Here is a 24,056-nt window from a genome sequence, read left to right on the forward strand (position 1 = left end):
TGAGTCCTTGAGTGTAGGAGCTGTCGAGTGCAACGAGGCTGCGATCTTTTGACCTTGATCTTGAAATTGAAAAACAAGATCAAGAGATCGCAGCCTCGTTGCACTCGTCGGCTCCTACAGGGATTTGTGTGGGTCAGTAGAGGCATTCCACCGCCATGGCCGTGGCTTCGCCGCCGCCAATGCAGATAGCAGCAATCCCGCGCTGGAGCTGTTTGTGTCGCAGCGCTGCCAGCAACGTCACCAGAATACGCGCGCCCGACGCACCGATCGGATGGCCCAGCGCACAGGCGCCGCCATGCACATTGAGCTTGTCGTGAGGAATTTCAAGGTGCGCCATCGCCGCCATGCCGACCACCGCAAACGCCTCGTTCACCTCAAACAGATCAACCTGGTCCAGCGCCCAACCGGTCTTCTTCAGCAGTTTCCTAATCGCGCCAATCGGTGCGGTGGGAAACAGGCCCGGGGTGTCGGCGAACGCAGCGTGTCCGTGAATCACCGCCAGCGGTCTGAGGCCCAGTTGCTGCGCATGGGATTGGCGCATCAGCACCAGCGCCGCCGCGCCATCGGAGATTGAGCTCGAGTTGGCGGCAGTGACCGTGCCGCCCTCACGGAACGCCGGTTTCAGCGAGGCGACTTTGTCGAGTTTGGCTTTAGGCGGCTGTTCATCGTGACTGATCAGGACCTGCTCTTTGCCGACGGTGACGGTCAGCGGGACGATTTCGTCCTGGAAGCTGCCATCCTTGATCGCCTGCTGTGCGCGGGTGGTCGAGGCGATGGCGAACGCATCCTGCGCTTCGCGGCTGAAGTCGTTGGCCTCGGCGCAATCTTCAGCGAAGCTGCCCATCAGACGGCCCTTGTCGTAGGCGTCTTCGAGCCCGTCGAGGAACATCGAATCAAGCACGCGGCCATGGCCCATGCGATAGCCGGCGCGGGCGCGATCGAGCAGGTACGGCGAGTTGGACATGCTTTCCATGCCGCCGGCAACCACCACGTCGGCGCTGCCGGCCACCAGCATGTCGTGGGCCATGATCGTGGTCTGCATGCCCGAGCCGCACATCTTGTTGACCGTGGTGCAACGCGTTGATTTATCCAGCCCGGCACCCAGCGCAGCCTGGCGAGCCGGCGCCTGGCCGAGGCCGGCGGGCAGTACGCAACCGAACAGCACTTCATCAACTGCGTCGCTGGCGACACCGGCGCGTTCTACCGCAGCCTTGATCGCCGCCGCGCCGAGTTGCGGTGCGGTGAGACTTTTCAGTTCACCCTGAAAACCGCCCATCGGAGTGCGGACGGCGCTGACGATAACAATCGGATCGTTGGACAGAGTCATGACGGATTCCCCTTTACCTGGCTGCCATGCGCAAGGCGCCGTCGAGACGGATCACCTCGCCATTGAGCATGCTGTTTTCGATGATGTGGCGCACCAGCGCAGCGTATTCGGCGGGCTTGCCCAGGCGTGGCGGGAACGGCACGCCGGCGGCCAGCGAGTCGCGGACTTCCGGGGTCATGCCGGCCATCATCGGCGTTTCGAAGATGCCCGGTGCGATGGTCATCACGCGGATGCCGAAGCGCGCCAGCTCGCGCGCGGCCGGCAGGGTCAGGCTGGCGATCGCGCCTTTCGATGCCGAGTACGCCGCCTGGCCGATCTGGCCGTCAAATGCAGCGACCGATGCGGTGTTGATGATCACCCCACGCTCGCCGTCAGCGTTGGCTTCACTCTCGGCAATGGCCGCAGCGGCCAGGCGCAGCATGTTGAAGCTGCCGATCAGGTTGACGTTGATCACCTGAGCAAAACTGCTCAGGGCGTGCGGACCGTTCTTGCCGAGGATTTTTTCGCCACGGACGATGCCCGCGCAGTTGATCAAGCCATTGAGGCTGCCAAATGCGGCGACGGTCGCCTGCACAGCGGCTTCGGCGGCGGCTTCGTTACTGATGTCGGCAACCATACTTTGCGCGCCGAGGCGCTGAGCCTGCGCGGCGACGGCTTCGGCGTTCATGTCGACCAGCATCACTTTGGCGCCGGCACTGACCAGCAATTCAGCGCTGGCCGCACCGAGGCCGGACGCGCCGCCGGTGACGATAAAAACCTTGTTCTCGATCTGCATGACGGTGTTTCCTTGGATTCAAGCTGAAACGTTAGGCGCCGCGGCCTCTTGAGCCTTGGCGATTTCCTGGTTGCGCAAGATAAAGCGCTGCAATTTGCCACTCGGGGTCTTGGGCAATTCGCTGACAAATTCGATTTCACGCGGGTACGAATGCGCGGCCAGACGCTTGCGCACGTGTTGGCGCAGTTCTTCGGCCAACTCCGGCGCGGCGCGGTACTGCGCGCTCAGTACGACAAAGGCTTTGACCAGTTCGGTACGTTCCGGGTCGGGCTTACCGACGACCGCCGCTTCGACCACGGCCGGGTGTTCGATCAGGGCGCTTTCCACGTCGAACGGGCCGACGCGGTAGCCGGAGGTGGTGATCACATCATCACTGCGGCCAACGAAACTGATGCTGCCGTCCGGGTTCCACTCCACGGTGTCGCCGCTCAGGTAGTAGTTGCCGACGAAGGCTTTCGTGGGCGCGCCTTCGTAGCCGCCGAACCAGCACATCGGCGACTGCGGGCGGTCGATGGCGAGGATGCCCGGCTGACCGACGCCGAGTTCGTTGAACTGCTCATCGAGCACGACGATGCGATGCCCCGGTGAAGCGAAACCAGCGGCGCCGACGTGCACCGGATGCTCGAGGCCGTGGTGGTTGCACAAGACCATGCCCAATTCGGTCTGGCCGTAATGATCGTGGATGACTACGTCAAGCTTGTCGGCGAACCAGCGAATCACTTCCGGGTTCAGCGGCTCACCGGCACTGCTGACAATGCGCAGTCTGCCTTTGATCGATGTGGCGAATGCTTCGCCACCGGCAATCAGCAGTCGGTAGGCAGTGGGCGACCCGGTGAGATTTGTAATGCCGTATTTGTTGATCACCCGGCAGGTGCTTTCGAGGGTAAACGGGCCATCGTAGAAGGTGATCGGGTGCCCCAGCGCCAACGGCCCGGTCACGCCGAAATAAATGCCATAGGCCCAACCCGGATCGGCGACGTTCCAGAAGGCATCTTCGGGGCGCAGGTCTACCGCATCGCGCGTGTAGTTCTGGAAAGCGACAATCGCTTTGAGCGGCACCGACAGCGCTTTTGCCGGGCCGGTGGTACCCGAGGTGAACATCAGCAGGAACGGGTCTTCGCCAGACAGCAACAGCGGTTCGCAAACATTGGAATAGCTGGCCAGCTCGGCCCAGAAACTGTAGTCACCGCGAACGATACCCTGCCCTTTGTCGCCGCCAACGGTGACGATGGTCGGGCATGCGCTGACTTCATTGAGCTTGGGCCGGTTAACCGCGTCGGCCACCACGACTTTCGCCCCGGAGCTGTTCAGTCGATGTTCGAGGGCCTTGGGGCCGAACGCGGTAAACAGCGGCTGATACACCGCGCCGATACGCCAGGTGGCGAGCACGGTGATGAGTAACTCGACGTTGCGCGGCAGCAGCCCGGCAACCTTGTCGCCCTTCTTCACGCCTTGGGCGAGGAGGAAATTGGCGAACCGCGCGGCTTTGTCCTGCAAATCAGTGAAGGTGTAAGTCGCACTCGAGTCGTCGCGACCTTCCCAGAACAACGCAATGCGGCCTGGCAAGGCATGGCGGTCGCAGCACTCGATGCAGGCGTTGAGTGCCGCGAGCGTGCCGCTGAGCGACGTGTCGATGGTGTGCTGATAATCGAACTGTTCGGTGGCGGACAAGTAATCACGCATTGCCAGAATCCCTCGGTGTTTTTATTAGGCTGGGAACCGTAAACAACGCAACGATAGTCGCGCTCTGCGGGGCCTGGGGCAATGGTCAAAGCCATCAAGCCGGTTGACTGGTTTGGCCAAAATCTTCAGCTCAAATCGCGCTGGCTTACAAGTTGTTAACTATGTGCGCTGGCGATTGACGGGGTGTATCGGTAGTTTCGTCGATCTTTCAACCCGCCATTGTTTTTATTCACTCGAGATGTATTTCATGTCGCCTTCTCCAACAATCCTTGAGACAGAGGATTTCATCTTTGAACAATCGTTATTGGCACAGTTCAAGGATCAGCCAACGTTACGCAAAACAGCCAGAGAGCTGCTTGAAAACTATCTGCAATATTGTCTGGCATCGTCATCTTTGTCGCTGGATGTACTTTTCTATGACGATCTGCGATCGCCTCCGGGCTCCGACCCGGTCACGTTGCTTGAGGCATTCCTTCAAGCTTTCGCCGCAGGCCGATGCCTGTTGATAAACGCAGAAACTCTTATTGTTCCGGTCAACGCAGCCGATCGGGACAAGATCAACCTGGTCGATTTCCAATCCGCCATTGAGGATATTTGTCATACGTTGGTTGATACATTGCAAGAGCAACTGCTGAGTTACTGGCAGCAACCGGCTGATAACCAAATGAGTCGTTGGCAATGGTTGTCGGAAGCATTGAAAGACGCCTGTGCGTCCAATATCAATGAAGCACTTCATCAGAAAGATGAAGCCTTTTATTTTTCATTGACGGGTTTGATCGTCCGGCCGGAAAAACAACACAGAGCATTGTTCAATGAGCACTTACGGTCCTCGGCGTGTTTATTGAAATTCGACATGAAGGATGGCGAGGACGTCAGTTCGCTGATTTATCCGGCGCTGATGGTTACCGATACGTCTGGCACTGTGTTGATTCAACCCTCTGGTGCCTGGGAAAGATTCAGCACCGAGTCGGCGTGCCTGCAACACGTAGCTCAGCGCCTGCAACTGCGCTGGGAGGTTGCGTCTCTGAGCGTTCAGCGATACGAGCCGGATGCCAATATCTTTGACGAACTGGCGCGTGTTTTGATCGACCGGCAACTGCTGGACCTTCAAAGCATCCAGTTTCCGCTCGATGAAATGTTCGCCAGCGCCGAGCAACAGTTCGACAGGATCACCGACCCGCTTCGTCTGTTTGCGGGTACGAGGCATACGATCACCCACGCAGCAAGCGTGGAAAAGCATTTGCCGTCGTGGCTTGCACACGCGAATGCCGACGACCGTCGTACCTATCGACGCTTCATTTCGGCGATGGCGGCCACGCATTGGCAGTACGACGGCGCAACGTTTTTTACCCATTTGCAGTCCATCCGCGACTTCACTTATCAGGCACTCATCAAGCAGATGAGTCGCGACGGCCATGAACCGGTCAATCCCGATCACATCGAACTGCACATCAAAGTCTCTGAAGGTGTTCCTGGCGGCTGGGGAATTCAGGAAACGACGCGGCTGGGCGTTATCGATTTCGCTCTGGAGAATCTTGCCGGCCTGCCCTGGGGGCAGATGAGCGTCAAAGGCTTGCAGCAGCAAAGCGTGCCGGACTGGCTGACCCCGCAGTACGCCAAGGCGCTGATCCAGGCAGTGGACATCGGCCGCACCTACCCTGCGTATCTGAAGCAACATCTGCTCGATAACCCGAGCGAAGCGGCGTCGCGACAAAACCTGTTCAAGGTGCAGTTGCGTAACCAACTACCCCTGCAGGCCTTACAGGCAAAACTCAACGGCGAGCACGGTTTTGACGTTCATGGCGCAAACCTGATCATCGCACTGGCTGATGACCGGCAAACGGCAAACCATCTGCGAGTCAGCCCGTTGCACCTGCGCCTGGGTCCGGTGTTGAACATGTTTGTTATTGAGGGCACCGAACGCAATGCGCCGGTCGTGCTCTATCGCCCCTTCTACTCGCCTTCGTTGATTCAGTTTCCCTCGAAGAGCCATCTGCAACGCGCGATCGAATCCGACGCTGCGCTGCAAAAAAGTATTCATGACTGGTACAAAGCCTCGGTTCGTCACACTGGATTGCTGGGCGCCAACGAAATTCGCCTGCGCTGGGAAATGACCGTTTCGCCCGCCATGCATGGCGATATATTTCAGCCGCTGTATGAAGCCAACAGTCAGGCGCTGGTGGAACTGGCGGATCGGCAATCGGTGTCCAACGCTGAAAGCCGCAGGGCCAACTTCAAGACGCTGGGCTGGTTGATATTCGAATCGCTGTTGCCACTGGTCACCGGGCCTGCCGCCACTGCAGGATGGTTGCTGCAATTGGCGGTCAGCCTCAAGGATGACCTTCAAGCGCTATCGACAGCGGACGGCCAGGACAAATCATTTGCCGTTGCTGACCTGCTGCTCAATCTCGCAGCCGTCCTCATGCACGCCGGACGTATCGCCAACGGGGCTCGAAACACCGGAAATGCTCCACACCTTGACCCTGAGGTTTTCGAATTCGCCGTAGACAATTCCGGGCCCGCAGCGCCAGATATTCCGGTCGAAGAAAACCCGATGCTGCCCAGTGAGCAGCACCCGCAGGCAGACCGGGCGAGCACCGAAAACGCATGGGCCACGCCGCGGGCTTACACCGAGGGGCAGCAGGCACTGCTCGATAGCTTCGCACTGGCAAAGCCGACCGATCTGGGAGCACCAGTCGCACAAGGGCGTAACAAGGGCCTGTATCGCTACAACGACAGGTGGCACGCGCTGGTTGGCGAGCAATTCTTCCGCGTATCGATTGAAGAAGGTCCGGTACTGATCATTGATCCCGTCGACAATCTTCGACCGGGCCCATTCCTGACCACCGACGGTCAGGGGCGCTGGACGATCGATAACCGGCTGCATTTGAAGGGCGGTGCGCCTAACAAACGCGCACACGACGGATCCAATACCGAGGCGCCGGGCCCGTCGCGACGGGCGATTGCTGACAGCAGTGGATTCCCGACCGTCATCGAAACCGAAATCGAGACCCTGCCCGAGCGTCTGTATCACTACGTCAACAAGGAAAAACTGGCGACGATCAAAGCGCTGAGCAGCTCCTTCATCAATAACTCGTCCAACGATGCTTACGGCAGGCCGCAGCGCAGTGTCGTCGGATTGTACGTGACCGACCTGGCCCCTGATTCGATGCCACGGCAGCAGCTGTCTGAAACCCTGTTTGGCAAGAACCGCCACAACGCGTCCTCTCGCGCCAACAAAATCCATGCAGTGCTGGAGCTTGATCCCACGCGGTATCCAAAGGGCAGTGTGAAACTCTACAAACTCGAGAGCCCTAAACTGTCGGATCATATCTATGTGTTGCGCGGCGCGAAGGATGAACTGAGCTTGCGCATCAAAACCTCCGCATTTGGCACCGGCACAACGTCGCTGGTCAGCGTAAAGGAGCTTTGATTATTCCTCAGCCGGGCTGGATCCCGTTGGCTGGCTGAGGATCAGGCTACGGTAGTGGCCGGGGTTCGACCCCGACCACTTGCGAAACGCCTTGTAGAACGAGCTGACATCGGCGAAACCGAGGCGCGCGGCGATCTCGATGAAGCTGATCGAAGGCTCGGCGAGCCAGGTAATCGCCAGTTCCTTTCGCACACTGTCTTTCAGCCCCTGATAGGTCTGCCCTTCCTCAGCGAGACGGCGGCGCAGGGTCGAGGCGGACATGCACAATTGCCGGGCCAGCGCTTCGGTTTCCGGCCACTGCTCGGCAGGCAGGTGCCGCAGATCCTGCTTGATTCGGCTGGCCAGACTATCGGGGTCGCGATACTTGACCAGAATGTTCGCCGGCGCCTGGGCAAGGAAACGCTTCAACTCTTCGGCACTGCGCTTGATCGGCAGATCGAGGCAATCGGCGGCGAAAATCATTCGCGTGCGGGGACGTTCGAAACGCAGGTTCTGCGAAAACATCACCTGATAGTCGTCGGTGAAATCCGGTTCGGCGCAGCGCAGTTCAATCGCGAGAATCGGAATCCGCCGCCCGGCCAGCCAGCACGCCACGCCGTGAACAATCATCCAGTAAGTGAAATAAGTGAAGGCGCGGCGCGGTTCGGTGTCGTCTTCGAGCAAGACAATTTCGGCGAGGCTCTGCTGATGCACCAGTTGCGCCGGCAGTTTTTCGAGCATCAGCGAAAGAAAGCTCAGACCGGTATCCAGCGCTGCCGCCAGCGTCGGTTGCGCCATCGCGCTGCGACACAGAAACGCTAGGCTGCCGGATTTGAGCTTGCGTGGGTCCATGCCGAAGAACTCATCATCGCCGCGCCGGGCCAGCAGGCGCCAGAGCTTGGCATATTGCGAAGCCGGCACCCTGCCCGCGTCGGCTGTCAATAACGCCGGATCGATGCCGACCTTGCTCAACGCCTCATCCGTGGTTGCGCCCGGAGCACAACTCTGCAGCAGCGCTTCGCGCACCAGTTGGATGGCAATGGTGTCTTTTTCCGCCATGGACCGGGATGAACCTTGTTGTTTTTCGGTGGAGGGCATCTTACCTCAGCTGCTAGAGCCACGGCAGGACCAAAGTGGCAGTGGGCTTGCTCACGAAAACGGTGGTTCAGCTTGAACATTTATTGACTGACCTGACGCATTCGCGAGCAAGCCCGCTCCCACCTGGAATCGGTGTTGCCCAGAGAGACTTGTGATCAGAGCGAAGAACCTGTGGGAGTGGGCTTGCTCACGAAAACGGTGGTTCAGCTTGAACATTTATTGACTGACATGACGCCTTCGCGAGCAAGCCCGCTCCCACCGGGGATCGGTGTTGCCCAGAGAGACTTGTGATCAAGTGAAGAACCTGTGGGAGTGGGCTTGCTCACGAAAGCGGTGGTTCAGCTTGAACATTTATTGACTGACATGACGCCTTCGCGAGCAAGCCCGCTCCCACCGGCGGGCTGTGCTGCTTTGAAAGGTCTGTGATCAGAGCGCGGCACCTGTGGGAGTGGGCTTGCTCACGAAAGGGTGGTTCAGCTTGAACATTTATTGACTGACCTGACGCCTTCGCGAGCAAGCCCGCTCCCACCGGGGATTTGTTGCCCAGAAGGTTTTGTGATCAGAGCGAAGAACCTGTGGGAGTGGGCTTGCTCACGAAAGCGGTGGTTCAGCTTGAACATTTATTGACTGACATGACGCATTCGCGAGCAAGCCCGCTCCCACCGGGGATCGGTGTTGCCCAGAGAGACGCGCGGCACCTGTGGTAGCGGGCTTGCCAAAAAGAAGGCTTGTTCAGCTCACGTTCAGCTAAATGTCAATGAATGCCATTTGGGAATGAGTGTCATTATGTTACAACTTAGCCTCCTATCTAAATCGCCGTGGCCGTCCAATGCTCGTTCCCTTTTTGATCATGTTGCGTGAAGGCATCGAGGCCGCGCTTATCGTCGGCATCATCGCCAGTTATCTGCAGCAGACCGGCCGCGGCCAATGGATGCCAGCCGTATGGATCGGCGTCTTCCTCGCAGCCGCCCTCGCCCTGCTGGTCGGCGTTGGCCTGGAACTGGTCAGCGCCGAATTCCCGCAAAAGCAGCAGGAGCTCTTCGAAGGCGTCGTCGGTCTGGTCGCGGTGGGCTTTCTCAGTTCGATGGTCTTCTGGATGCGCAAGGTCGCGCGGTCGATCAAGCATTCACTGCAAGCTTCGTTGGATCAGGCGCTGGCAGCGTCCAGGCATCAAGTAATTGCGTTGATCGCCATGGTCTTCTTCGCCGTCGCTCGCGAAGGCCTGGAAACCGTATTTTTCTTGCTCGCGGTGTTCCAGCAGAGCGAAGGCCCGGGCGCGCCGATTGGCGCCCTGCTCGGTCTGATCCTGGCGGTCATCGTCGGTTTCCTGATCTATAGCGGCAGCATGCGCCTCAATCTCTCGGCGTTCTTCAAGTGGACCGGCTTGTTCATCCTCGTGGTCGCCGCCGGCATTCTCGCCAACTCGGTGCAAGCGCTGCATGAAGCCGGGCTGTGGAATCACCTGCAGACCGTGCTGTTCGACTTCAGCGCCACGTTGCCGATGGATGGCCCGTTGGGCTCGGTGCTGGCCGGCATGTTCGGTTATCAGGATGCGCCGACCGTCAGCACCCTCGGCGCGTATCTGATTTATCTGCTGCTGGCGCTGGTGATGTTCTTCATGCCCGCGCCACGCCAGGCAACGCCAACGACTTCCGTTTCCAGCCAATAAGGCCCCCCATGTCTACTACTCAAACCCCACCGGCCTTGCGTTGGGCGCTGGCCGGCTCGGTGCTGCTGATGATCGGCGCCGGCGGACTGTTCTGGTACGCCTCGAACATGGCCGCCGCCAAGCGTCAGCACAACCATGACGAAATCGTCGTCAATATCCATCCGCACAGTTGCGAGCCGAATGCCCTGACAGTGCCGGCCGGCCGTGCCAGTTTCCGCATCGTCAATCGCTCCGAGCGTGCGGTCGAGTGGGAAATTCTCGACGGCGTGCTGGTGGTCGAAGAACGGGAAAACATTGCGCCGGGCCTGAGCCAGGTGATCAACGCCAACCTGCAACCGGGCGACTACACAATCACCTGCGGTTTGCTGAGCAACCCGCGCGGGACCCTGCACGTCACACCGACGGCCGCTTCAGATGCAGCCGCCAAAGCCAAGCCGTCGATGGTGGCTTTCGTTGGGCCGCTGTCGGAATTTCGCGTGTATCTGGCCGTTCAGGGCAGCGCTTTGATCAAAGCGGTGACGGCGCTGAATCAGGCGATCGCCAGGGGCGACCTGAGTCAGGCGCAAGCGCTGTACCTGCCGGCGCGTGCCGCTTATCAGCGTCTGGCGCCGGCCGCGCAGCGCCTGGCCGAGCTGGACAATCAGATCAATGCCCGCGCCGACTATTTTGAAAAGCGTGAGCAGGATCCAGCGTTTGTCGGTTTCCACCGCCTTGAATACACCCTTTTCCAGCAGCGCAATCTCGACGCTACCGCACCGATTGGTCAACGCCTGCTCGCTGACGTCACCACCCTCAAGCAGCAGTTGCTCGCACAGTCGCTGCCGCCGGAGCAACTGGTGAGCATCGTCGTGCGCAACCTCAACAGCCTCGCCGAGGTTCGCGCTGTCAGCGGCGAAGAAGAGCGCTACAGCCATAGCGATCTCAACGGTTTCGCCGCCAACGCGCAAACCGCGCACAAAATCGTCGACCTGTTGCGGCCGATGCTGAGCAAATCCGCCGCCGAGGTGCTGGCCACGGTCGACCAGTCGTTGAGCGACTTTGACAGCCAGCTCGACGCGCTCAAATCCGCCGACGGATACGTCAGTTATGACGCCGTGACCGCCGTGCAACGCCAGCAGATCGCCGCCAAAGCCAAGGCTCTGGCCACGGCGCTGAATGGCATCGACCCCGCCCTCGGCCTCTCCGGCCTGTAAACAGAAGACGACCCGATGAACGATTCAGAACCCCTCAACCTGCAACGGCGCCGCGTGCTGATGGGCATGGGCGCCGCCGGTGTCGCCCTCGCCGGATCAGCCCTGAGCTGCCCGGCCATGGCCGCCGCGCCCGCGCAAGTCACCGAAGCGCCGAGCAGCGACAAGACCCAAGACCGCCACGATTTCCACGGTTTGCACCAGACCGGCATCGTCACCCCCCGCCCGGCTTCCGGGATGCTGGTGGCGTTTGATGTGCTGGCCAGCGATCGCGAAGACCTCAAGCGGCTGTTCCGCACGCTGAATGAACGCATCGCATTTTTGATGAAGGGCGGCCCGGTCGCGCAAATCGATCCGAAACTGCCGCCGCCGGATTCCGGCATCCTCGGCCCGGTGGTCACCCCGGATAACCTGACCATCACTGTGTCTGTCGGCGAGTCGCTGTTTGACGAGCGCTTCGGTCTGGCAGCGGCAAAACCCAAACGCCTGCAACGCATGGTCGGCTTCCCCAACGATGCGCTCGATGCCGATTGCTGCCATGGCGACCTGAGCCTGCAGTTCTGCGCCAACACCGCCGACACCAACATTCACGCGCTGCGCGATATCGTCAAAAACCTCCCCGACCTGCTGCTGGTGCGCTGGAAACAGGAAGGCAGCGTACCGCCCCAAGCCCCGGCCAAACCCGGTGAACCTGCACAGTCGGCGCGAAATTTTCTCGGTTTTCGCGATGGCTCGGCCAACCCGGATTCCAACGACGCCAAGGCCATGGACCGTATCGTCTGGGTGCAACCGGGAAGCGACGAGCCAGCGTGGGCTGCCCATGGCAGTTATCAAGCGGTGCGCATCATCCGTAACTTCGTCGAACGCTGGGATCGCACACCGCTGCAGGAACAGGAAAGCATTTTCGGCCGGGTCAAAAGCAGCGGCGCGCCCATCGGCGGCCACAGCGAAAGTGAAGTGCCCGACTACAGCCAAGACCCGGCCGGCAAGCTGACCAAGCTCGATGCGCATATTCGCCTGGCCAACCCGCGTACCGCCGCGAGCCAAGCCAACTTGATCCTGCGCCGGCCGTTCAACTATTCAAACGGCGTCAACAAGAATGGCCAGCTCGATATGGGCCTGCTGTTCATCTGCTACCAGGCAGACCTGGAAAAAGGCTTTATCACCGTGCAGACCCGCCTCAACGGCGAGCCGCTTGAGGAATACCTCAAACCGGTCGGCGGCGGCTACTTCTTCACCCTGCCCGGCGTGACCGGCGATGACGATTTCATCGGTCGCTCGTTGTTGGCGGCCACCTCTCACAACAAAACCGCATGACACCCCACCGACACTGGAGCCGCCCCATGAAAAAAACGCCACTCGCGTTATTGCTGACCCTTGGTTTGCTCAACACCCCGCTGTCGGCGTTCGCCGCGACCGCGCCGCTGGATCTGGTGGGGCCGGTGTCGGACTACAAGATCTACGTGACCGAAAAGCTCGATGAACTGGCCAGCCACACCCAGCAGTTCACCGACGCGGTGAAAAAAGGCGACTTGGCCACCGCGCAGAAACTCTACGCGCCGACGCGGGTGTATTACGAATCGATCGAGCCGATTGCCGAGCTGTTCAGCGATCTCGACGCGTCCATCGACTCGCGCGTCGACGATCACGAGAAAGGCGTGAAGGCTGAAGATTTCACCGGGTTCCACCGGCTCGAATATTCCTTGTTCGCCGAGAAATCCACCCAGGGTCTGGAGGCATTGGCCGACGGTTTGAACAAGGACGTGCAGGATCTGCAAACGCGTGTTGCCGGCCTGACATTCCCGCCGGAGAAAGTCGTCGGCGGCGCTGCTGCGCTATTGGAAGAAGTCGCGGCGACGAAGATTTCCGGCGAGGAAGACCGCTACAGCCACACTGATCTGTACGACTTCCAGGGCAATATCGACGGCGCGAAGAAGATCGTCGACCTGTTTCGCCCCCAGATCGAGCAGCAGGACAAGGCATTCGTAGCAAAAGTCGACAAGAACTTCGCCACGGTGGACAGGATTCTGGCCAAGTACAAAACAGCGGATGGCGGCTTTGAAACCTACGACAAAGTGAAGGACAACGACCGCAAGGCGCTGGTCGGGCCGGTGAATACGCTGGCGGAGGATTTGTCCATGATGCGGGGGAAGTTGGGGCTGAATTGACAGAACTGATTCGTCAGTAGAAAAGATCGCAGCCTTCGGCAGCTCCTGCATTGGCCGGTGTAAATCCTGTAGGAGCTGCCGAAGGCTGCGATCTTTTGCTTTTAGCGATCAAAGAATTCGATAGAGCAACCGTTCAATCCTCACCCGGCTTACGCGCTTGAGAAACTTCGCCACGCCGGCCGGATAATCCGGCAGTGTCTCCAGGGTCTGGAAACTGTCGATCCGCGTGGTATGACGAAAGATGTTTTCCAGCTCTTTCGCCCGAGGCTCCAGCCACTCGCCTTTCGGGTCTTCGATCAGCAGCGCATTTTCCAGGTCGAGGCGGAACGCCCGCGGATTGAGGTTATTGCCGGTCAGCAAGGTGTAGCGCTGATCGATCCACATGCCCTTGAGGTGATAAGTGTTGTCGCCGTCGCGCCACAGGTGCAGGTTCAACTGGCCGCTGTCGATGCTGTGTTGATGGCGTTTGGCGAATCGGCGCAGGCTGATCTCGTACAGATACGGCAGTGCAGCGATCACCTTGAACGGCTCGCTCGGCGGAATGTAGAAATCATTGGCGGTCTTGTCGCCGACCACGATGTCGATCTTCACGCCACGGGCCAGCGCACGGTTTATTTCACGAATCACACCCAGCGGCAGGTTGAAGTAAGGCGTGCAGATGGTCAGCTGCTTTTGCGCGCTGGCAATGAGTTCGAGAATCGCCCGATTCAGCGGGTTGTTCTTGCCAACCCCGAGCAGCGGCGTGACCGACAGCCCTTCTTTGCTGGTGCTGCCGGCGCCGGTGTCGTAGGTCGCGTATTTGAGACGGCTGCGCAGGTCACCGATGTCATTGCGCAAACTGCGCGTGCTCGGCAGGTTCGGCAGGTCGAGGCGATGCACGGCTTTCGATTCGATCAGGCCATGCTTGACCAAATGATGCATCGAATCCGCCAGCTCGCGACTGCGCAGCACGTGGTAACGATCGAAGCGGTATTTGTCGAGCTTGTGCAGGTAGACGTTGTTCAGGCTGGCGCCGCTGTAGACCACCTTGTCATCGATGACGAAGCCTTTGAGGTGCAGCACGCCAAACAGCTCGCGGGTCTGCACCGGCACACCGTAGATCGGCACTTCGCTCTGATGCGAGCGGGTCATGTCCTGATACCAGGCGGCATTGCCCGGTTGCTTGCCGGCGCCGATCAGACCGCGCTGGGCACGCAACCAGTCGACCACCACGGCGATTTCCAGCTCGGGACGCTTGAGCTTGGCGGCGTGCAGGGCGTCGAGGATTTCCTGGCCGGCTTCGTCCTGCTGCAGATACAGCGCGACGATGTAGATGCGTTGCGTCGCTGCGGCGATTTGCTCGAGCAGGCAGCGTCGGAATTCGGCAGCGCTGGACAGAATGCTCACCGCCTCGGCGGTCAGCGCGAAGCTGCGCAGTTTAGGCAGCAGAGAACGTTTGAAAAGCAACGGCATAAGGCTCGCAAGGTTCGATTCCGAAGAGTTTGAGAGCTTACACCATCGTCTGCGCCGGGTCTCGTCGGTGTCCATAATGGCCCTTTCGCGGCTGTGCCTTCATCAAGCCAGCGGCGAAACCGGCGACCCACAGAATCCGGTGCGGTGGGTGGCCAAAGAACACAAACACAAGCTGCTCGACTACCTGAGCGGGCTGTGTATCGAATATGGTGCCGAGGATCCGCAACGGCTGGCCAGACAGTTGCTGATTCTGATTGAAGGCGCCATAACCGTAGGGCTTGTGATGGGTGATCACAGTGCCGCCGATGATGCGCAATGCATGGCGCAAAATCATTTGGCCTGTAACGCTTAATAAGCCGGACTCGTTGTTCATACATTTAATGAATCAGGAGATTGAACATGTCGACCGCAGCTCAGGTACGTCCGCCATTGCCCCCTTTCAACCATGCGTCAGCCATCGAGAAAGTACGCCTCGCCGAAGATGGCTGGAACACCCGTGATCCGCAAAAGGTCTCGCTGGCCTACACCCTCGATACCCGATGGCGCAATCGCGCCGAGTTCGCCAACAACCGCGAAGAAGCCAAGGCGTTCCTCACGCGCAAATGGGCGAAGGAACTCGACTATCGTTTGATCAAAGAACTGTGGGCCTACTCCGATACGCGTATTGCGGTGCGTTATGCCTATGAATGGCACGACGATTCGGGCAACTGGTTCCGCTCCTACGGCAACGAGAATTGGGAGTTCGATGACAATGGCCTGATGTTCCAGCGCTATGCCTGCATCAACGACATGCCGATCAAGGAAAGCGAACGCAAGTTTCACTGGCCGCTGGGCCGCCGTCCGGATGATCATCCGGGGCTGAGCGAACTCGGCCTCTAAAGGCTACTCACCCCTGTGTAGGAGCTGCCGAAGGCTGCGATCTTTGCTCTTCCCATGCGCAGCAGCCGGAACGCTCTGCGTCCCAGAAGATCGCAGCCTTCGGCAGCTCCTGCACAGGAACGTGTTCCAGACCGTAATTGACGACGGCATGCTCTGGCTCGCCGCAACAGTTGGATACAGGTAACATAACCGCCCTCCCGCAGCTCCCGTTCTGCGCCTTGCCGAATAAACCGACTCCATGCCTTTCGAACTCAGCGTTGACCTCACCACCCTGGCCATTCTGGCCGCCGTTGCCTTCCTTGCCGGTTTCATTGATGCCATTGCTGGCGGTGGTGGGCTGTTGACCACGCCGGCGCTGCTGACAGCGGGCCTGCCGCCGCATCTGGTACTGGGCACCAACAAACTGAGTTCGACCTTCGGCTCGGCGACCGCCAGTTTCACCTTCTACAAGCGCAAACTGTTTCACCCGCGCCAGTGGACCCACGCGATTGTCGGCACTTTGGTCGGCGCGCTGACCGGTGCGGTCGTTGCGCACTACCTGCCTGCCGAGTGGCTGAACAAGATGCTGCCGGTGATCGTCTTCGCTTGTGGTGTGTATCTGCTGTTTGGCGGCACGCCCAAAGCGCCGCTGGACAGCGACGCACCGATCAAGAAGAAATGGCAGTCGACCCAGAGTTTCAGCCTCGGCTTCTACGATGGCGTGGCGGGTCCAGGGACGGGCGCGTTTTGGACAGTAAGCAGTCTGCTGCTGTACCCGATCGATCTGGTCAAGGCCAGCGGCGTGGCGCGCAGCATGAACTTTGTCAGCAACATCGCGGCGCTGTCGGTGTTCATTTTCTCCGGTCAGGTCGACTGGATCATCGGCCTGTGCATGGGCCTGTCGGTGATGGTCGGGGCCTTCTTCGGCGCACGCACGGCAATCAGCGGCGGCGCCAAATTCATTCGTCCGGTGTTCATCACCGTAGTGCTTGGCCTGACCGTGCGCCTAGCCTGGCAGCACTGGTTCAGCGTGGCCTAAGCGCCGGGCCACGTAGACATCGATCAGGTAACGGGCAATCGAACGCGACGCTGGCAACGGCGGCAAGTCATGTACGTTGAACCACTGGGCGTCCTCGATTTCATCTTCCTGACAGACAATTTCGCCACCGGCGTATTCAGCATGGAAGCCGAGCATCATCGAATGCGGGAACGGCCAGCACTGGCTGCCGATGTACTGGATGTTCTTCACTTCGATCTGCACCTCCTCGCGTACTTCACGAATCAGGCACTCCTCGGCCGACTCCCCCGGCTCGGCGAAACCGGCCAGCGTGCTGTAAACCCCGGTAACGAAACGCGGCGAACGCGCCAGAAGGATCTCGTCGCCACGCGTGATCAGCACGATCATGCTCGGTGAGATGCGCGGATAGTTGCGTAGATCGCACGGCTGGCAATACATCGCCCGCTCACGCGGCACTTGCGTCATGGGCTGGCCGCAGTTGCCGCAGAAGCGATGTTCGCGTGCCCAAGTACCAATCTGTGCGGCATAACCGAGCACTTTGTACACCGTGTGATCGCCCTCGAGCATGAATGCTCGCAGGCCTTTCCAACCGCAACCGGGCACCTCGCTGACACTGCGCAACTCCAGCAGGTACACCGGTTCGCCGTCAAGATGACCTATGCCATGCTCGGCGAGGACTGAGAGGTCCTGGCGCTTGAGCCATTCGCGCGGGAACAGCGCGCCGTTGTCATCGAACAGAAAGCCTTCCGGGCTGCGCGCTACGGCCCAGCCGCCGGGTTGATCGGTGTCGAGTACTGCAGTGGTCCAGCGAGAGGTCATGGTTTGGTCAATCCAGAAATTCGGGTTTCTGTTTGCTCATGTGGGCGGCCATGGCCACGCGCAAATCGGTGGATTGCAGCATGGCGGCGTTCCAGGTGGCAACGTATTCGAGACCATCGTCGATGCGGTGGTCACGCATGTAGCTGATCATTTCCTTGGTGCCGGTCACGGCAATCGGCGACTTCGCCGCGATGGCACGGGCGATGTCGAACACGCCTTCGAGCAGCGTGTCCTTGTCGCTGTAGACGCGATTGACCAGCCCCATGCTGCGCGCTTCATCGGCGCCAAAGGTGCGACCGGTGTAAGCCAGTTCACGCAGCATGCCGTCTCCGATGATCCGCGGCAACCGCTGCAACGTGCCGACGTCAGCGGCCATGCCGATATCGATTTCCTTGATCGAGAACTGCGCGTCCTCGGCGGCGTAGCGCATATCACACGCTGCGATCAGATCGATCGCTCCGCCCAGGCAATAACCCTGAATGGCAGCGAGCACCGGTTTGCGGCAATTATCCACGGCATTGAAGGACGCTTGCAGATTGAGGATCTTGCGCCGCAGCAGACGTGCATTGCGGCCTACATCCTTGCCCAGTTCATTGGCAACGCCGGCGAGCATCATCAGATCGATACCGGAAGAGAAATGTTTGCCGTTACCGCTGAGCACCACTACGCGGACTTCATCGGTATCGTCGATCCATTGGAAAATCTCGACGATCTCGCTCCAGAACGCCGTGTTCATCGCGTTGATCTTTTCCGGGCGATTGATCTGCACATGCGCGATGTTGTCGGCCAGTTCGACGCTGAAGGCGGAGTATTGAGTCATGGCAGAAATCCTTTACCGGGGCTGAAAAATAAGGCCCGAACTATAACAAGGCAAGGGGGCGGCGGTTCGGCCAAATACGGGACTGACTGTCATGATTCCGTAGGAGCTGCCGCAGGCTCCGATCTTTCGGAACGTTGCGCTTCACAAGACCACAAGATCGCAGCCTTCGGCAGCTCCTGCACAGGTATGCCTCAGATCGAGGGTTTCAGCCCCAGCCTGTACAACGAGCCATTCTCTTCATCCGTCAGCACATACAGATATCCATCCGGGCCCTGCCGGACATCGCGGATACGCTGATTCAACTCACCCAGCAAACGCTCCTCATGCACGACCTTGTCGCCATCGAACTGCAGGCGAATCAGCTCTTGCGTCACCAGCGCACCGATGAATGCATTGTGCTGCCAGGGTTTGAAGCGATCGGCGTCGTAGAACGCCATGCCGGTAACGCCGGGCGATTTTTCCCAGACATGATGCGGGGTCACGGTGCCTTCAGCAGTTTTACCCTGCGCTTCCGGAATCGGCTGCATCGAGTAATTGATGCCATGGGTCGCTAACGGCCAGCCATAGTTCTTGCCGCGCTCGATGATGTTCACTTCATCGCCGCCACGCGGCCCGTGCTCGTTCTCCCACAACGTGCCGGTCCACGGATTGAGCGCCGCGCCCTGCGGGTTACGCAGGCCGTAGGCCCAGATTTCCGGCCGAACGCCGGATTGGCCAACGAAAGGGTTATCGTCCGGCACCTTGCCATCGGGGAAGAGGCGTACGACCTTGCCTTGCAACTTGTCGAGATCCTGCGCAGTCGGCCGGTCGTTGTTCTCTCCCAGGGTGACAAACAGATACCCGTCGCGATCGAACACCAGACGAGAACCGAAATGGTTGCTTACCGACAGTTTCGGTTCCTGACGGAAGATCACGTTGAAGTCCTTCAGCGTCTTCAGGTCTCCGGAAAGTCGCCCGCGCCCGACCGCTGTGCCTGCCTTTCCGCCTTCTCCGCCGCCCTCGGCATAGGACAGATAAACCATGCGGTCCTGCTTGAAGTCCGGCGACAGCACCACGTCTAGCAAGCCGCCCTGCCCCTTTGCCCAGACTTGTGGCACGCCACTGATCGGCTCCGACAATTTGCCGTCCTTGCTCACCACGCGCAGATGGCCCGGGCGCTCGGTCACCAACATGCCCGCCTGATCAGGCAGAAACGCCAGCGCCCACGGATGTTCCAGGCCTTGGGCAATGGTGGTGACTTCAAGAATGCCCTGCTCGCTTTTCAGCTCTTTGGGCGCGGCGGCGAACGCCGGGGCATTGATCAGCGCGACGGCGCAGCAGGTGGCTAGAAGGGTTTTACGCAACATGCACGATTCCTTTTGTTCGTGTGAAGGGCCGACAGAACCGCAGTCCTGCCGTTCAACGGTTGCTGCCGGTGCTCCGGGAGGGCGGGTTGGGAATGAAGGTCGGCGGATGGCTCGGTACCGAGCGAATGGACTGGCCATTGCCGATGCCGCGATTGTCGACGGTTGGCTGACGAGGCACGGGAACGGTATTGGGCCCGCGCAGGGGCGGATTGCTGGGCTGGGTGCCCTGCATGCTGTTGGGATTGGCCCGGCGGATCGGGCTGTTGTAGGGATTGTTGCTGTTGCCGGTGGGGCTTTGCGCCAGCACGATGTCGGCATGAACGAGACCGCCACTGAGGGCCAGGACGGCGATGCCAATCAGAAACCGGTTCATGAGCGATGCCTCTCAACGTACGTGGACTAGAGCCTTGGAGCCCACGCTACGCCGTGGGTTCGGATTTGTTAACCCTCGTGTCTCAAACAACATGTAACACGGCTTGACCGTACCGCTGAAAGCCCCGCAATGACTGGAAACTTTCTCGCCGCGCCACGGGTCACCTGATCATCACTCGGAGGACAGGTCATGGCTCGGGCAATCTGGAAAGGCGCAATCAGTTTTGGACTGGTACACATCCCCGTGGCGCTGGTTTCAGCGACGTCGTCGCAAGGCGTGGACTTCGATTGGCTCGACAGCCGCAGCATGGATCCGGTGGGCTATAAACGCATCAACAAGGTCACCGGCAAGGAAGTCACCAAAGAAAACATCGTCAAAGGTGTAGCCTACGAAAAAGGCCGGTACGTGGTGCTCAGCGAGGAGGAGATCCGCTCGGCGCACCCCGTTTCGACGCAAACCATCGACATTTTCTCTTTCGTCGACGCTGAGCAGATTCCGCTGCAGAACATCGACACGCCGTACTATCTGGCGCCGGACAAACGCGGCGGCAAGGTCTACGCATTGCTGCGCGAAACCTTGAGCAAAACCAACAAGGTCGCCCTCGCCCGCGTCGTCCTGCACACCCGGCAATATCTGGCGGCGCTGATGCCGCTCGAGTCGGCGCTGGTGCTGGTGAAACTGCGCTGGCCACAGGAGGTGCGCAGCCTTGATGAGTTGGCGCTGGGCAGCGAAGTGACCAAGCCGCAACTGGCCAAGGGCGAACTGGACATGGCCAAACGTCTGGTTGAAGACATGACGTCGGAGTGGACGCCTGAAGACTACAAGGACGAGTTCGAAGACAAGATCATGGCGCTGGTCGAGAAGAAGGCCCACGAAGGCAAGATCGAGGACGTCGAGACCGCCACTGGCGAGGAAGAACGCAAGACTGCCGATGTTATCGACTTGACGGAGCTGCTCAAGCGCAGCCTCGGCGGCAAGGCACCGGCCAAGCCCAAGGCCAAATCGACCAGTAAGGCGGCGCCGGCGAAGAAGCCCCGCAAGGCGTCTGGGGAATAAGGGTGGAGTCAGGTCGAGACGTGTTGAATGTGAACCAGCATTCGCGAGCAAGCCCGCTCCCACAGGGTTAACGGTCAGATGCAGTTTTTGCATTCACCAAAATCAAGCGTGGGAGCGGGCTTGCTCGCGAAGAGGCCAGCAATGACACGGTAAACCTTCAGATCAGAATAAAGATCGCCAGGTGGAGTCAGGTCGAGACGTGTTGAATGTGAACCAGCATTCGCGAGCAAGCCCGCTCCCACAGGGTTAACGGTCAGATGCTGTATTTGCATTCACCCCAATCAAATGTGGGAGCGGGCTTGCTCGCGAAGAGGCCAGCAATGACACGGTAAACCTTCAGATCAGAATAAAGATTGCCAATAACGCGGCAAAAATCGCCCATTTCTCCAGGTAATACCGCGTACGGTTGCGCTTCTTCAGCTCTTTGCCACGCAAACGAACTTTGTAGATTCTGGTAAACAAGCGGTTGATGGCACCGGTCTTGTCTCCTGCATCATTTGGTGCGCCCGCCGCTGACATCACCGTGCGGCTGAACCAGCGGTTGAAGGCGGCGGCCCAGCGATATTTCAGCGGTCGCTCGATATCGCAGAACAGAATGATGCGGTTCTGGTCCGTGGTGTTTTCTGCGTAATGAATAAACGTCTCGTCGAACATTACCGCTTCACCATCGCGCCAGTGATAGTTCTCACCGTCGACATTGATGTAGCAGCCAGGATCGTTTGGCGTATCCAGACCCAAGTGATAGCGATAGGAACCGGCATAGGGATCACGGTGGCGCACCAGTTTCGAGCCCGGTGGCAGTTCGGCAAACATCGCCGCTTTGATCGAGCCGATGCTTTGCACCAGTTCGGTGGTGCGCGGGCACAGTTTCATCGCCGATGGGTGACTGTCGCCGTACCATTTGAGGTAGAAGCGCTTCCAGCCAGTCTTGAAGAAAGAGTTGAAACCGACATCGTCATATTGGTTCGAGCGCTTGATCTCGCCGGCACGCAGCAGGTTCTGGCCTTCCTCGCGGATCTCTTGCCAGTGCGCCTGCAACGGGCTCAGGTCGGGAAAATCAGCCGGATTCAGATACGGCTTGTTGGGCATCTTCGAAAACAGATAGAGGAAGCAGTTGATCGGCGCGAGAAACGTCGAGTGGTCACTCAATTGCCGCCCCAGCTTGTGGCGCACGCGTCCACGTAAATGGACGTAGGCAATTGAGATGACATAAACAGCGGCGATGATGAGTTTCACGGAAAAGGGTCACACGTCAAAAGTGAACAAACTGCGCGCGTGGCAGCCTGGGGCCCAGCGTCTTATGCAGCGGTCTTGGTGCACAGGGCGCGTCCTTGGCCCGCGCCGTTTCGGGCGCTCGGTGAATGGGTGGCATTTTAGCCACACTTTGTAACCGGTAGTGAACTCTCAACTGTGAAAAACTGTCTCGCGCATCTATGGTGCAATACCGGCGCCGGGGTAAAAGCAGGCGCAACGCCCGTTGCTCATTTCGATGGAACCACCCTTCGCAGACGCTCCTCTATCGCTTATCAACAACGGGAGGAACCCCCATGATCGCCCCACAAACCGGTATGAAACCAGGTCAGCGCTATCGCATTGAAAGCGTCGAACGCGCGCCGCAATTCTCTGGCTTTTTCCTCGACGGGAAGTATTACCTGGGCCCTGAATTGCAGACCGCCGTCGGCTGGCTTGAAGGGCAGACTTTTTTTTACGATCAACTTGATCCGACCGGTGAACCGGTTTATCCGGACAGGATTGCCGGAACTATCGAGGGGCTGACGCTGGTGATGCCGGATGGTTTGCGGCTGGAGATTGAAGAAGCGCCCTATCAGGCTGAACCCGCTGAACCCGCTGAACTCGCTGCACCCGTGCGCGCGTCTCTCGCCGGACGCCTCGAGCGTCTCTCGCGCCAGCCCATACGCCCTTCGCCGCTGCTGGTCGCCGGAGCTGCGATGCTGGTGGGGGTTTGTCTGCTGACGATTTCGCGCATCAGAAATCGATAAGGGCCACCGCGCGAGCAGTGGCCCAACCGTCGGTCACTGCTCGCGGGTTACCGTCAGCGCGACCACAGCGATGCGTTCGGCGCGTTCATATTCAGGCTTGAGCAATTCTTCACTGAACACGTCCGGGTCGAGTTCGCGATACGTCCATCCGAAACGCTCGCCCTTGAGCAGCGGCGCCACCGCGTCGCGGAACGGATCCTGGCCGGCCACGATCGCCACGCCGGTATACACCAGCAAAGTGCCGCCGATTTCCAGACGCGGCAAAGCTTCACGCACGATACGCACCGACAAGCCCTCGCCCAGCGCCCCGCCGCCGTGGCGATAAGCGCGTAGTTGCTCGTCGTTCATGTACGGCGGATTGGCGATGATCAGATCGAACTGGCCTTCGACGCTGGCCAGCAGATCGCTGTGATACACCGACACGTTGCTGGCCCCGGCCAACTCTGCGTTGACCGCGCTCAAGCGCAAAGCCTGAGGATTGATGTCCACCGCCAACACCTCGGCGTCCGGGCGCGATCTGGCGATGAGCACCGCCCCGGCGCCACTGCCGCAACCGATATCCACCGCGCGCCGGATCGGCGAAAAACGATGCTGCAGTTGCGCTTCGATGGCTTGGGCGAAACGGTAAGTATCCGGCCCGAAAAACACCGCATCGCTTGCCGTGGTCGGGAACGCCGAGTGGGCGAACAGGCGTTCATTAAGCGTCGACCAACGCACATGACTGCGCCACACCGCTCCATCGCGTTCGACTACGCCGGCCTGCTCCAGACTGGCCAACTCGCCTGCCCTGAACAACTCTGAGGGAAACGGCATCGACCAGCCGAATACGTCGCGCAGATCCTTCGCCAACGGCGTGGCAAAGCGCTGAAGCACGCGCTCATGGGTCAATGGTGTTGGAGTAATGAAGTGATAACCAGTGGCGAGCAGGCGCTTGCCCAGCTCGAACAGCGCTCTGTCCGATGTTTCTTGTGCCGACATGAAGCCTCCTTGTT

The 24,056-nt window shown here is 59.5% G+C and carries 20 protein-coding genes and 1 pseudogene; 10 read left to right on the forward strand and 11 right to left on the reverse strand.

What is annotated here, in order from left to right; translation table 11 throughout:
* Positions 1-133 precede the first annotated feature (133 nt).
* From ACP7D9_RS21160 to ACP7D9_RS21170, 3 genes are read right to left on the reverse strand one after another with little or no spacing between them, the layout of a single operon-like run.
* Positions 134-1,327 (reverse strand): acetyl-CoA C-acyltransferase, encoded by a 1,194-nt coding sequence (locus tag ACP7D9_RS21160; protein ID WP_426159510.1) that lies wholly within the window; start codon positions 1,325-1,327, stop codon positions 134-136.
* Positions 1,328-1,340: 13 nt separating this feature from the next.
* On the reverse strand, positions 1,341-2,102 hold the full coding sequence (locus ACP7D9_RS21165) for an SDR family NAD(P)-dependent oxidoreductase (RefSeq protein WP_426159511.1): 762 nt from the start codon (positions 2,100-2,102) through the stop codon (positions 1,341-1,343).
* A gap of 18 nt (positions 2,103-2,120) precedes the next feature.
* Positions 2,121-3,785 (reverse strand): AMP-binding protein, encoded by a 1,665-nt coding sequence (locus ACP7D9_RS21170; RefSeq protein WP_426159512.1) that lies wholly within the window; start codon positions 3,783-3,785, stop codon positions 2,121-2,123.
* Between the two features lie 112 nt (positions 3,786-3,897).
* Between ACP7D9_RS21170 and ACP7D9_RS21175 the strand changes: the two genes are divergently transcribed.
* Complete coding sequence (locus tag ACP7D9_RS21175; protein ID WP_426159513.1) at positions 3,898-7,218, forward strand: dermonecrotic toxin domain-containing protein; 3,321 nt, start codon at positions 3,898-3,900, stop codon at positions 7,216-7,218.
* Here ACP7D9_RS21175 and ACP7D9_RS21180 read toward each other — a convergent pair whose 3' ends face one another.
* Positions 7,219-8,256, reverse strand: a complete 1,038-nt coding sequence (locus ACP7D9_RS21180; protein WP_101160267.1) for an AraC family transcriptional regulator — start codon at positions 8,254-8,256, stop codon at positions 7,219-7,221. It abuts the gene before it with no gap.
* 868 nt (positions 8,257-9,124) lie between these two features.
* Here ACP7D9_RS21180 and efeU point away from each other — a divergent pair.
* The 4 genes from efeU to efeO (ACP7D9_RS21200) are packed head-to-tail and all read left to right on the forward strand — an operon-like array spanning position 9,125 to position 13,322.
* A complete protein-coding gene (gene efeU, locus ACP7D9_RS21185) occupies positions 9,125-9,964 on the forward strand; it encodes an iron uptake transporter permease EfeU (protein ID WP_426159514.1) in 840 nt (279 codons plus the stop codon).
* An 8-nt stretch (positions 9,965-9,972) separates the two neighbouring features.
* The gene (gene efeO, locus ACP7D9_RS21190) at positions 9,973-11,157 is read left to right on the forward strand and encodes an iron uptake system protein EfeO (RefSeq protein WP_426159515.1); all 1,185 of its coding nucleotides are present in this window, start codon (positions 9,973-9,975) and stop codon (positions 11,155-11,157) included.
* 15 nt (positions 11,158-11,172) lie between these two features.
* Complete coding sequence (gene efeB, locus ACP7D9_RS21195) at positions 11,173-12,471, forward strand: iron uptake transporter deferrochelatase/peroxidase subunit (protein WP_313001248.1); 1,299 nt, start codon at positions 11,173-11,175, stop codon at positions 12,469-12,471.
* A gap of 26 nt (positions 12,472-12,497) precedes the next feature.
* Complete coding sequence (efeO, locus tag ACP7D9_RS21200) at positions 12,498-13,322, forward strand: iron uptake system protein EfeO (protein ID WP_426159516.1); 825 nt, start codon at positions 12,498-12,500, stop codon at positions 13,320-13,322.
* Positions 13,323-13,430: 108 nt separating this feature from the next.
* On the opposite strand, the gene pssA is transcribed toward efeO (ACP7D9_RS21200), so the two are convergent.
* Positions 13,431-14,774, reverse strand: a complete 1,344-nt coding sequence (pssA, locus tag ACP7D9_RS21205; RefSeq protein ID WP_313001256.1) for a CDP-diacylglycerol--serine O-phosphatidyltransferase — start codon at positions 14,772-14,774, stop codon at positions 13,431-13,433.
* 83 nt (positions 14,775-14,857) lie between these two features.
* Between pssA and ACP7D9_RS21210 the strand changes: the two are divergent.
* From ACP7D9_RS21210 to ACP7D9_RS21220, 3 genes and pseudogenes are all read left to right on the forward strand, one after another.
* Positions 14,858-15,126: pseudogene (locus ACP7D9_RS21210) on the forward strand (TetR family transcriptional regulator); the annotation flags it as partial.
* Between the two features lie 47 nt (positions 15,127-15,173).
* The gene (locus ACP7D9_RS21215; protein ID WP_426159517.1) at positions 15,174-15,653 is read left to right on the forward strand and encodes a DUF1348 family protein; all 480 of its coding nucleotides are present in this window, start codon (positions 15,174-15,176) and stop codon (positions 15,651-15,653) included.
* A 238-nt stretch (positions 15,654-15,891) separates the two neighbouring features.
* A complete protein-coding gene (locus ACP7D9_RS21220; protein ID WP_426159518.1) occupies positions 15,892-16,671 on the forward strand; it encodes a TSUP family transporter in 780 nt (259 codons plus the stop codon).
* Here the strand turns inward: ACP7D9_RS21220 and nudC are convergent.
* From nudC to ACP7D9_RS21240, 4 genes are all read right to left on the reverse strand, one after another.
* A complete protein-coding gene (gene nudC, locus ACP7D9_RS21225; protein ID WP_313001265.1) occupies positions 16,639-17,469 on the reverse strand; it encodes an NAD(+) diphosphatase in 831 nt (276 codons plus the stop codon). The two genes, ACP7D9_RS21220 and nudC, sit on opposite strands and share 33 nt — an antisense overlap.
* Before the next feature lie 7 nt (positions 17,470-17,476).
* Entirely contained in the window at positions 17,477-18,289 is an 813-nt protein-coding gene (locus tag ACP7D9_RS21230; protein ID WP_426159519.1) for a crotonase/enoyl-CoA hydratase family protein, read from the reverse strand.
* A gap of 191 nt (positions 18,290-18,480) precedes the next feature.
* Positions 18,481-19,635 (reverse strand): PQQ-dependent sugar dehydrogenase, encoded by a 1,155-nt coding sequence (locus ACP7D9_RS21235; RefSeq protein ID WP_426159520.1) that lies wholly within the window; start codon positions 19,633-19,635, stop codon positions 18,481-18,483.
* Between the two features lie 52 nt (positions 19,636-19,687).
* Positions 19,688-20,008: a hypothetical protein gene (locus ACP7D9_RS21240; RefSeq protein WP_426159521.1), complete on the reverse strand. Its 321-nt coding sequence runs from the start codon at positions 20,006-20,008 to the stop codon at positions 19,688-19,690.
* 189 nt (positions 20,009-20,197) lie between these two features.
* On the opposite strand from ACP7D9_RS21240, the gene ACP7D9_RS21245 reads away from it, so the two are divergent.
* A complete protein-coding gene (locus tag ACP7D9_RS21245; protein ID WP_101160313.1) occupies positions 20,198-21,064 on the forward strand; it encodes a Ku protein in 867 nt (288 codons plus the stop codon).
* Between the two features lie 336 nt (positions 21,065-21,400).
* Here ACP7D9_RS21245 and lpxO read toward each other — a convergent pair whose 3' ends face one another.
* Positions 21,401-22,300 carry a lipid A hydroxylase LpxO gene (lpxO, locus tag ACP7D9_RS21250; protein WP_101160316.1) on the reverse strand — a complete coding sequence of 300 codons (900 nt, stop codon included), beginning with the start codon at positions 22,298-22,300 and terminating at the stop codon, positions 21,401-21,403.
* A 311-nt stretch (positions 22,301-22,611) separates the two neighbouring features.
* On the opposite strand from lpxO, the gene ACP7D9_RS21255 reads away from it, so the two are divergent.
* The gene (locus ACP7D9_RS21255) at positions 22,612-23,064 is read left to right on the forward strand and encodes a short chain dehydrogenase (RefSeq protein WP_426159522.1); all 453 of its coding nucleotides are present in this window, start codon (positions 22,612-22,614) and stop codon (positions 23,062-23,064) included.
* 33 nt (positions 23,065-23,097) lie between these two features.
* Here ACP7D9_RS21255 and ACP7D9_RS21260 read toward each other — a convergent pair whose 3' ends face one another.
* Positions 23,098-24,042: a methyltransferase gene (locus ACP7D9_RS21260; protein WP_426159523.1), complete on the reverse strand. Its 945-nt coding sequence runs from the start codon at positions 24,040-24,042 to the stop codon at positions 23,098-23,100.
* Between the last annotated feature and the right edge of the window lie 14 nt (positions 24,043-24,056).

The sequence above is a fragment of the Pseudomonas sp. TSRC2-2 genome (assembly GCF_049897785.1).
Taxonomy (GTDB): Bacteria; Pseudomonadota; Gammaproteobacteria; order Pseudomonadales; family Pseudomonadaceae; genus Aquipseudomonas.

What these genes read in the sequence shown, in the direction of transcription:
- nudC (WP_313001265.1), bottom strand. Translation starts at nt 17,469, where the DNA reads ATGACCTCTCGCTGGACCACTGCAGTACTCGACACCGATCAACCCGGC.
- ACP7D9_RS21255 (WP_426159522.1), top strand. Translation starts at nt 22,612, where the DNA reads ATGATCGCCCCACAAACCGGTATGAAACCAGGTCAGCGCTATCGCATT.
- efeO (WP_426159516.1), top strand. Translation starts at nt 12,498, where the DNA reads ATGAAAAAAACGCCACTCGCGTTATTGCTGACCCTTGGTTTGCTCAAC.
- ACP7D9_RS21165 (WP_426159511.1), bottom strand. Translation starts at nt 2,102, where the DNA reads ATGCAGATCGAGAACAAGGTTTTTATCGTCACCGGCGGCGCGTCCGGC.
- ACP7D9_RS21180 (WP_101160267.1), bottom strand. Translation starts at nt 8,256, where the DNA reads ATGGCGGAAAAAGACACCATTGCCATCCAACTGGTGCGCGAAGCGCTG.
- ACP7D9_RS21230 (WP_426159519.1), bottom strand. Translation starts at nt 18,289, where the DNA reads ATGACTCAATACTCCGCCTTCAGCGTCGAACTGGCCGACAACATCGCG.
- ACP7D9_RS21245 (WP_101160313.1), top strand. Translation starts at nt 20,198, where the DNA reads ATGGCTCGGGCAATCTGGAAAGGCGCAATCAGTTTTGGACTGGTACAC.
- ACP7D9_RS21235 (WP_426159520.1), bottom strand. Translation starts at nt 19,635, where the DNA reads ATGTTGCGTAAAACCCTTCTAGCCACCTGCTGCGCCGTCGCGCTGATC.
- ACP7D9_RS21215 (WP_426159517.1), top strand. Translation starts at nt 15,174, where the DNA reads ATGTCGACCGCAGCTCAGGTACGTCCGCCATTGCCCCCTTTCAACCAT.
- pssA (WP_313001256.1), bottom strand. Translation starts at nt 14,774, where the DNA reads ATGCCGTTGCTTTTCAAACGTTCTCTGCTGCCTAAACTGCGCAGCTTC.
- ACP7D9_RS21170 (WP_426159512.1), bottom strand. Translation starts at nt 3,785, where the DNA reads ATGCGTGATTACTTGTCCGCCACCGAACAGTTCGATTATCAGCACACC.
- ACP7D9_RS21160 (WP_426159510.1), bottom strand. Translation starts at nt 1,327, where the DNA reads ATGACTCTGTCCAACGATCCGATTGTTATCGTCAGCGCCGTCCGCACT.
- ACP7D9_RS21260 (WP_426159523.1), bottom strand. Translation starts at nt 24,042, where the DNA reads ATGTCGGCACAAGAAACATCGGACAGAGCGCTGTTCGAGCTGGGCAAG.
- efeU (WP_426159514.1), top strand. Translation starts at nt 9,125, where the DNA reads ATGCTCGTTCCCTTTTTGATCATGTTGCGTGAAGGCATCGAGGCCGCG.
- efeB (WP_313001248.1), top strand. Translation starts at nt 11,173, where the DNA reads ATGAACGATTCAGAACCCCTCAACCTGCAACGGCGCCGCGTGCTGATG.
- efeO (WP_426159515.1), top strand. Translation starts at nt 9,973, where the DNA reads ATGTCTACTACTCAAACCCCACCGGCCTTGCGTTGGGCGCTGGCCGGC.
- ACP7D9_RS21220 (WP_426159518.1), top strand. Translation starts at nt 15,892, where the DNA reads ATGCCTTTCGAACTCAGCGTTGACCTCACCACCCTGGCCATTCTGGCC.
- ACP7D9_RS21240 (WP_426159521.1), bottom strand. Translation starts at nt 20,008, where the DNA reads ATGAACCGGTTTCTGATTGGCATCGCCGTCCTGGCCCTCAGTGGCGGT.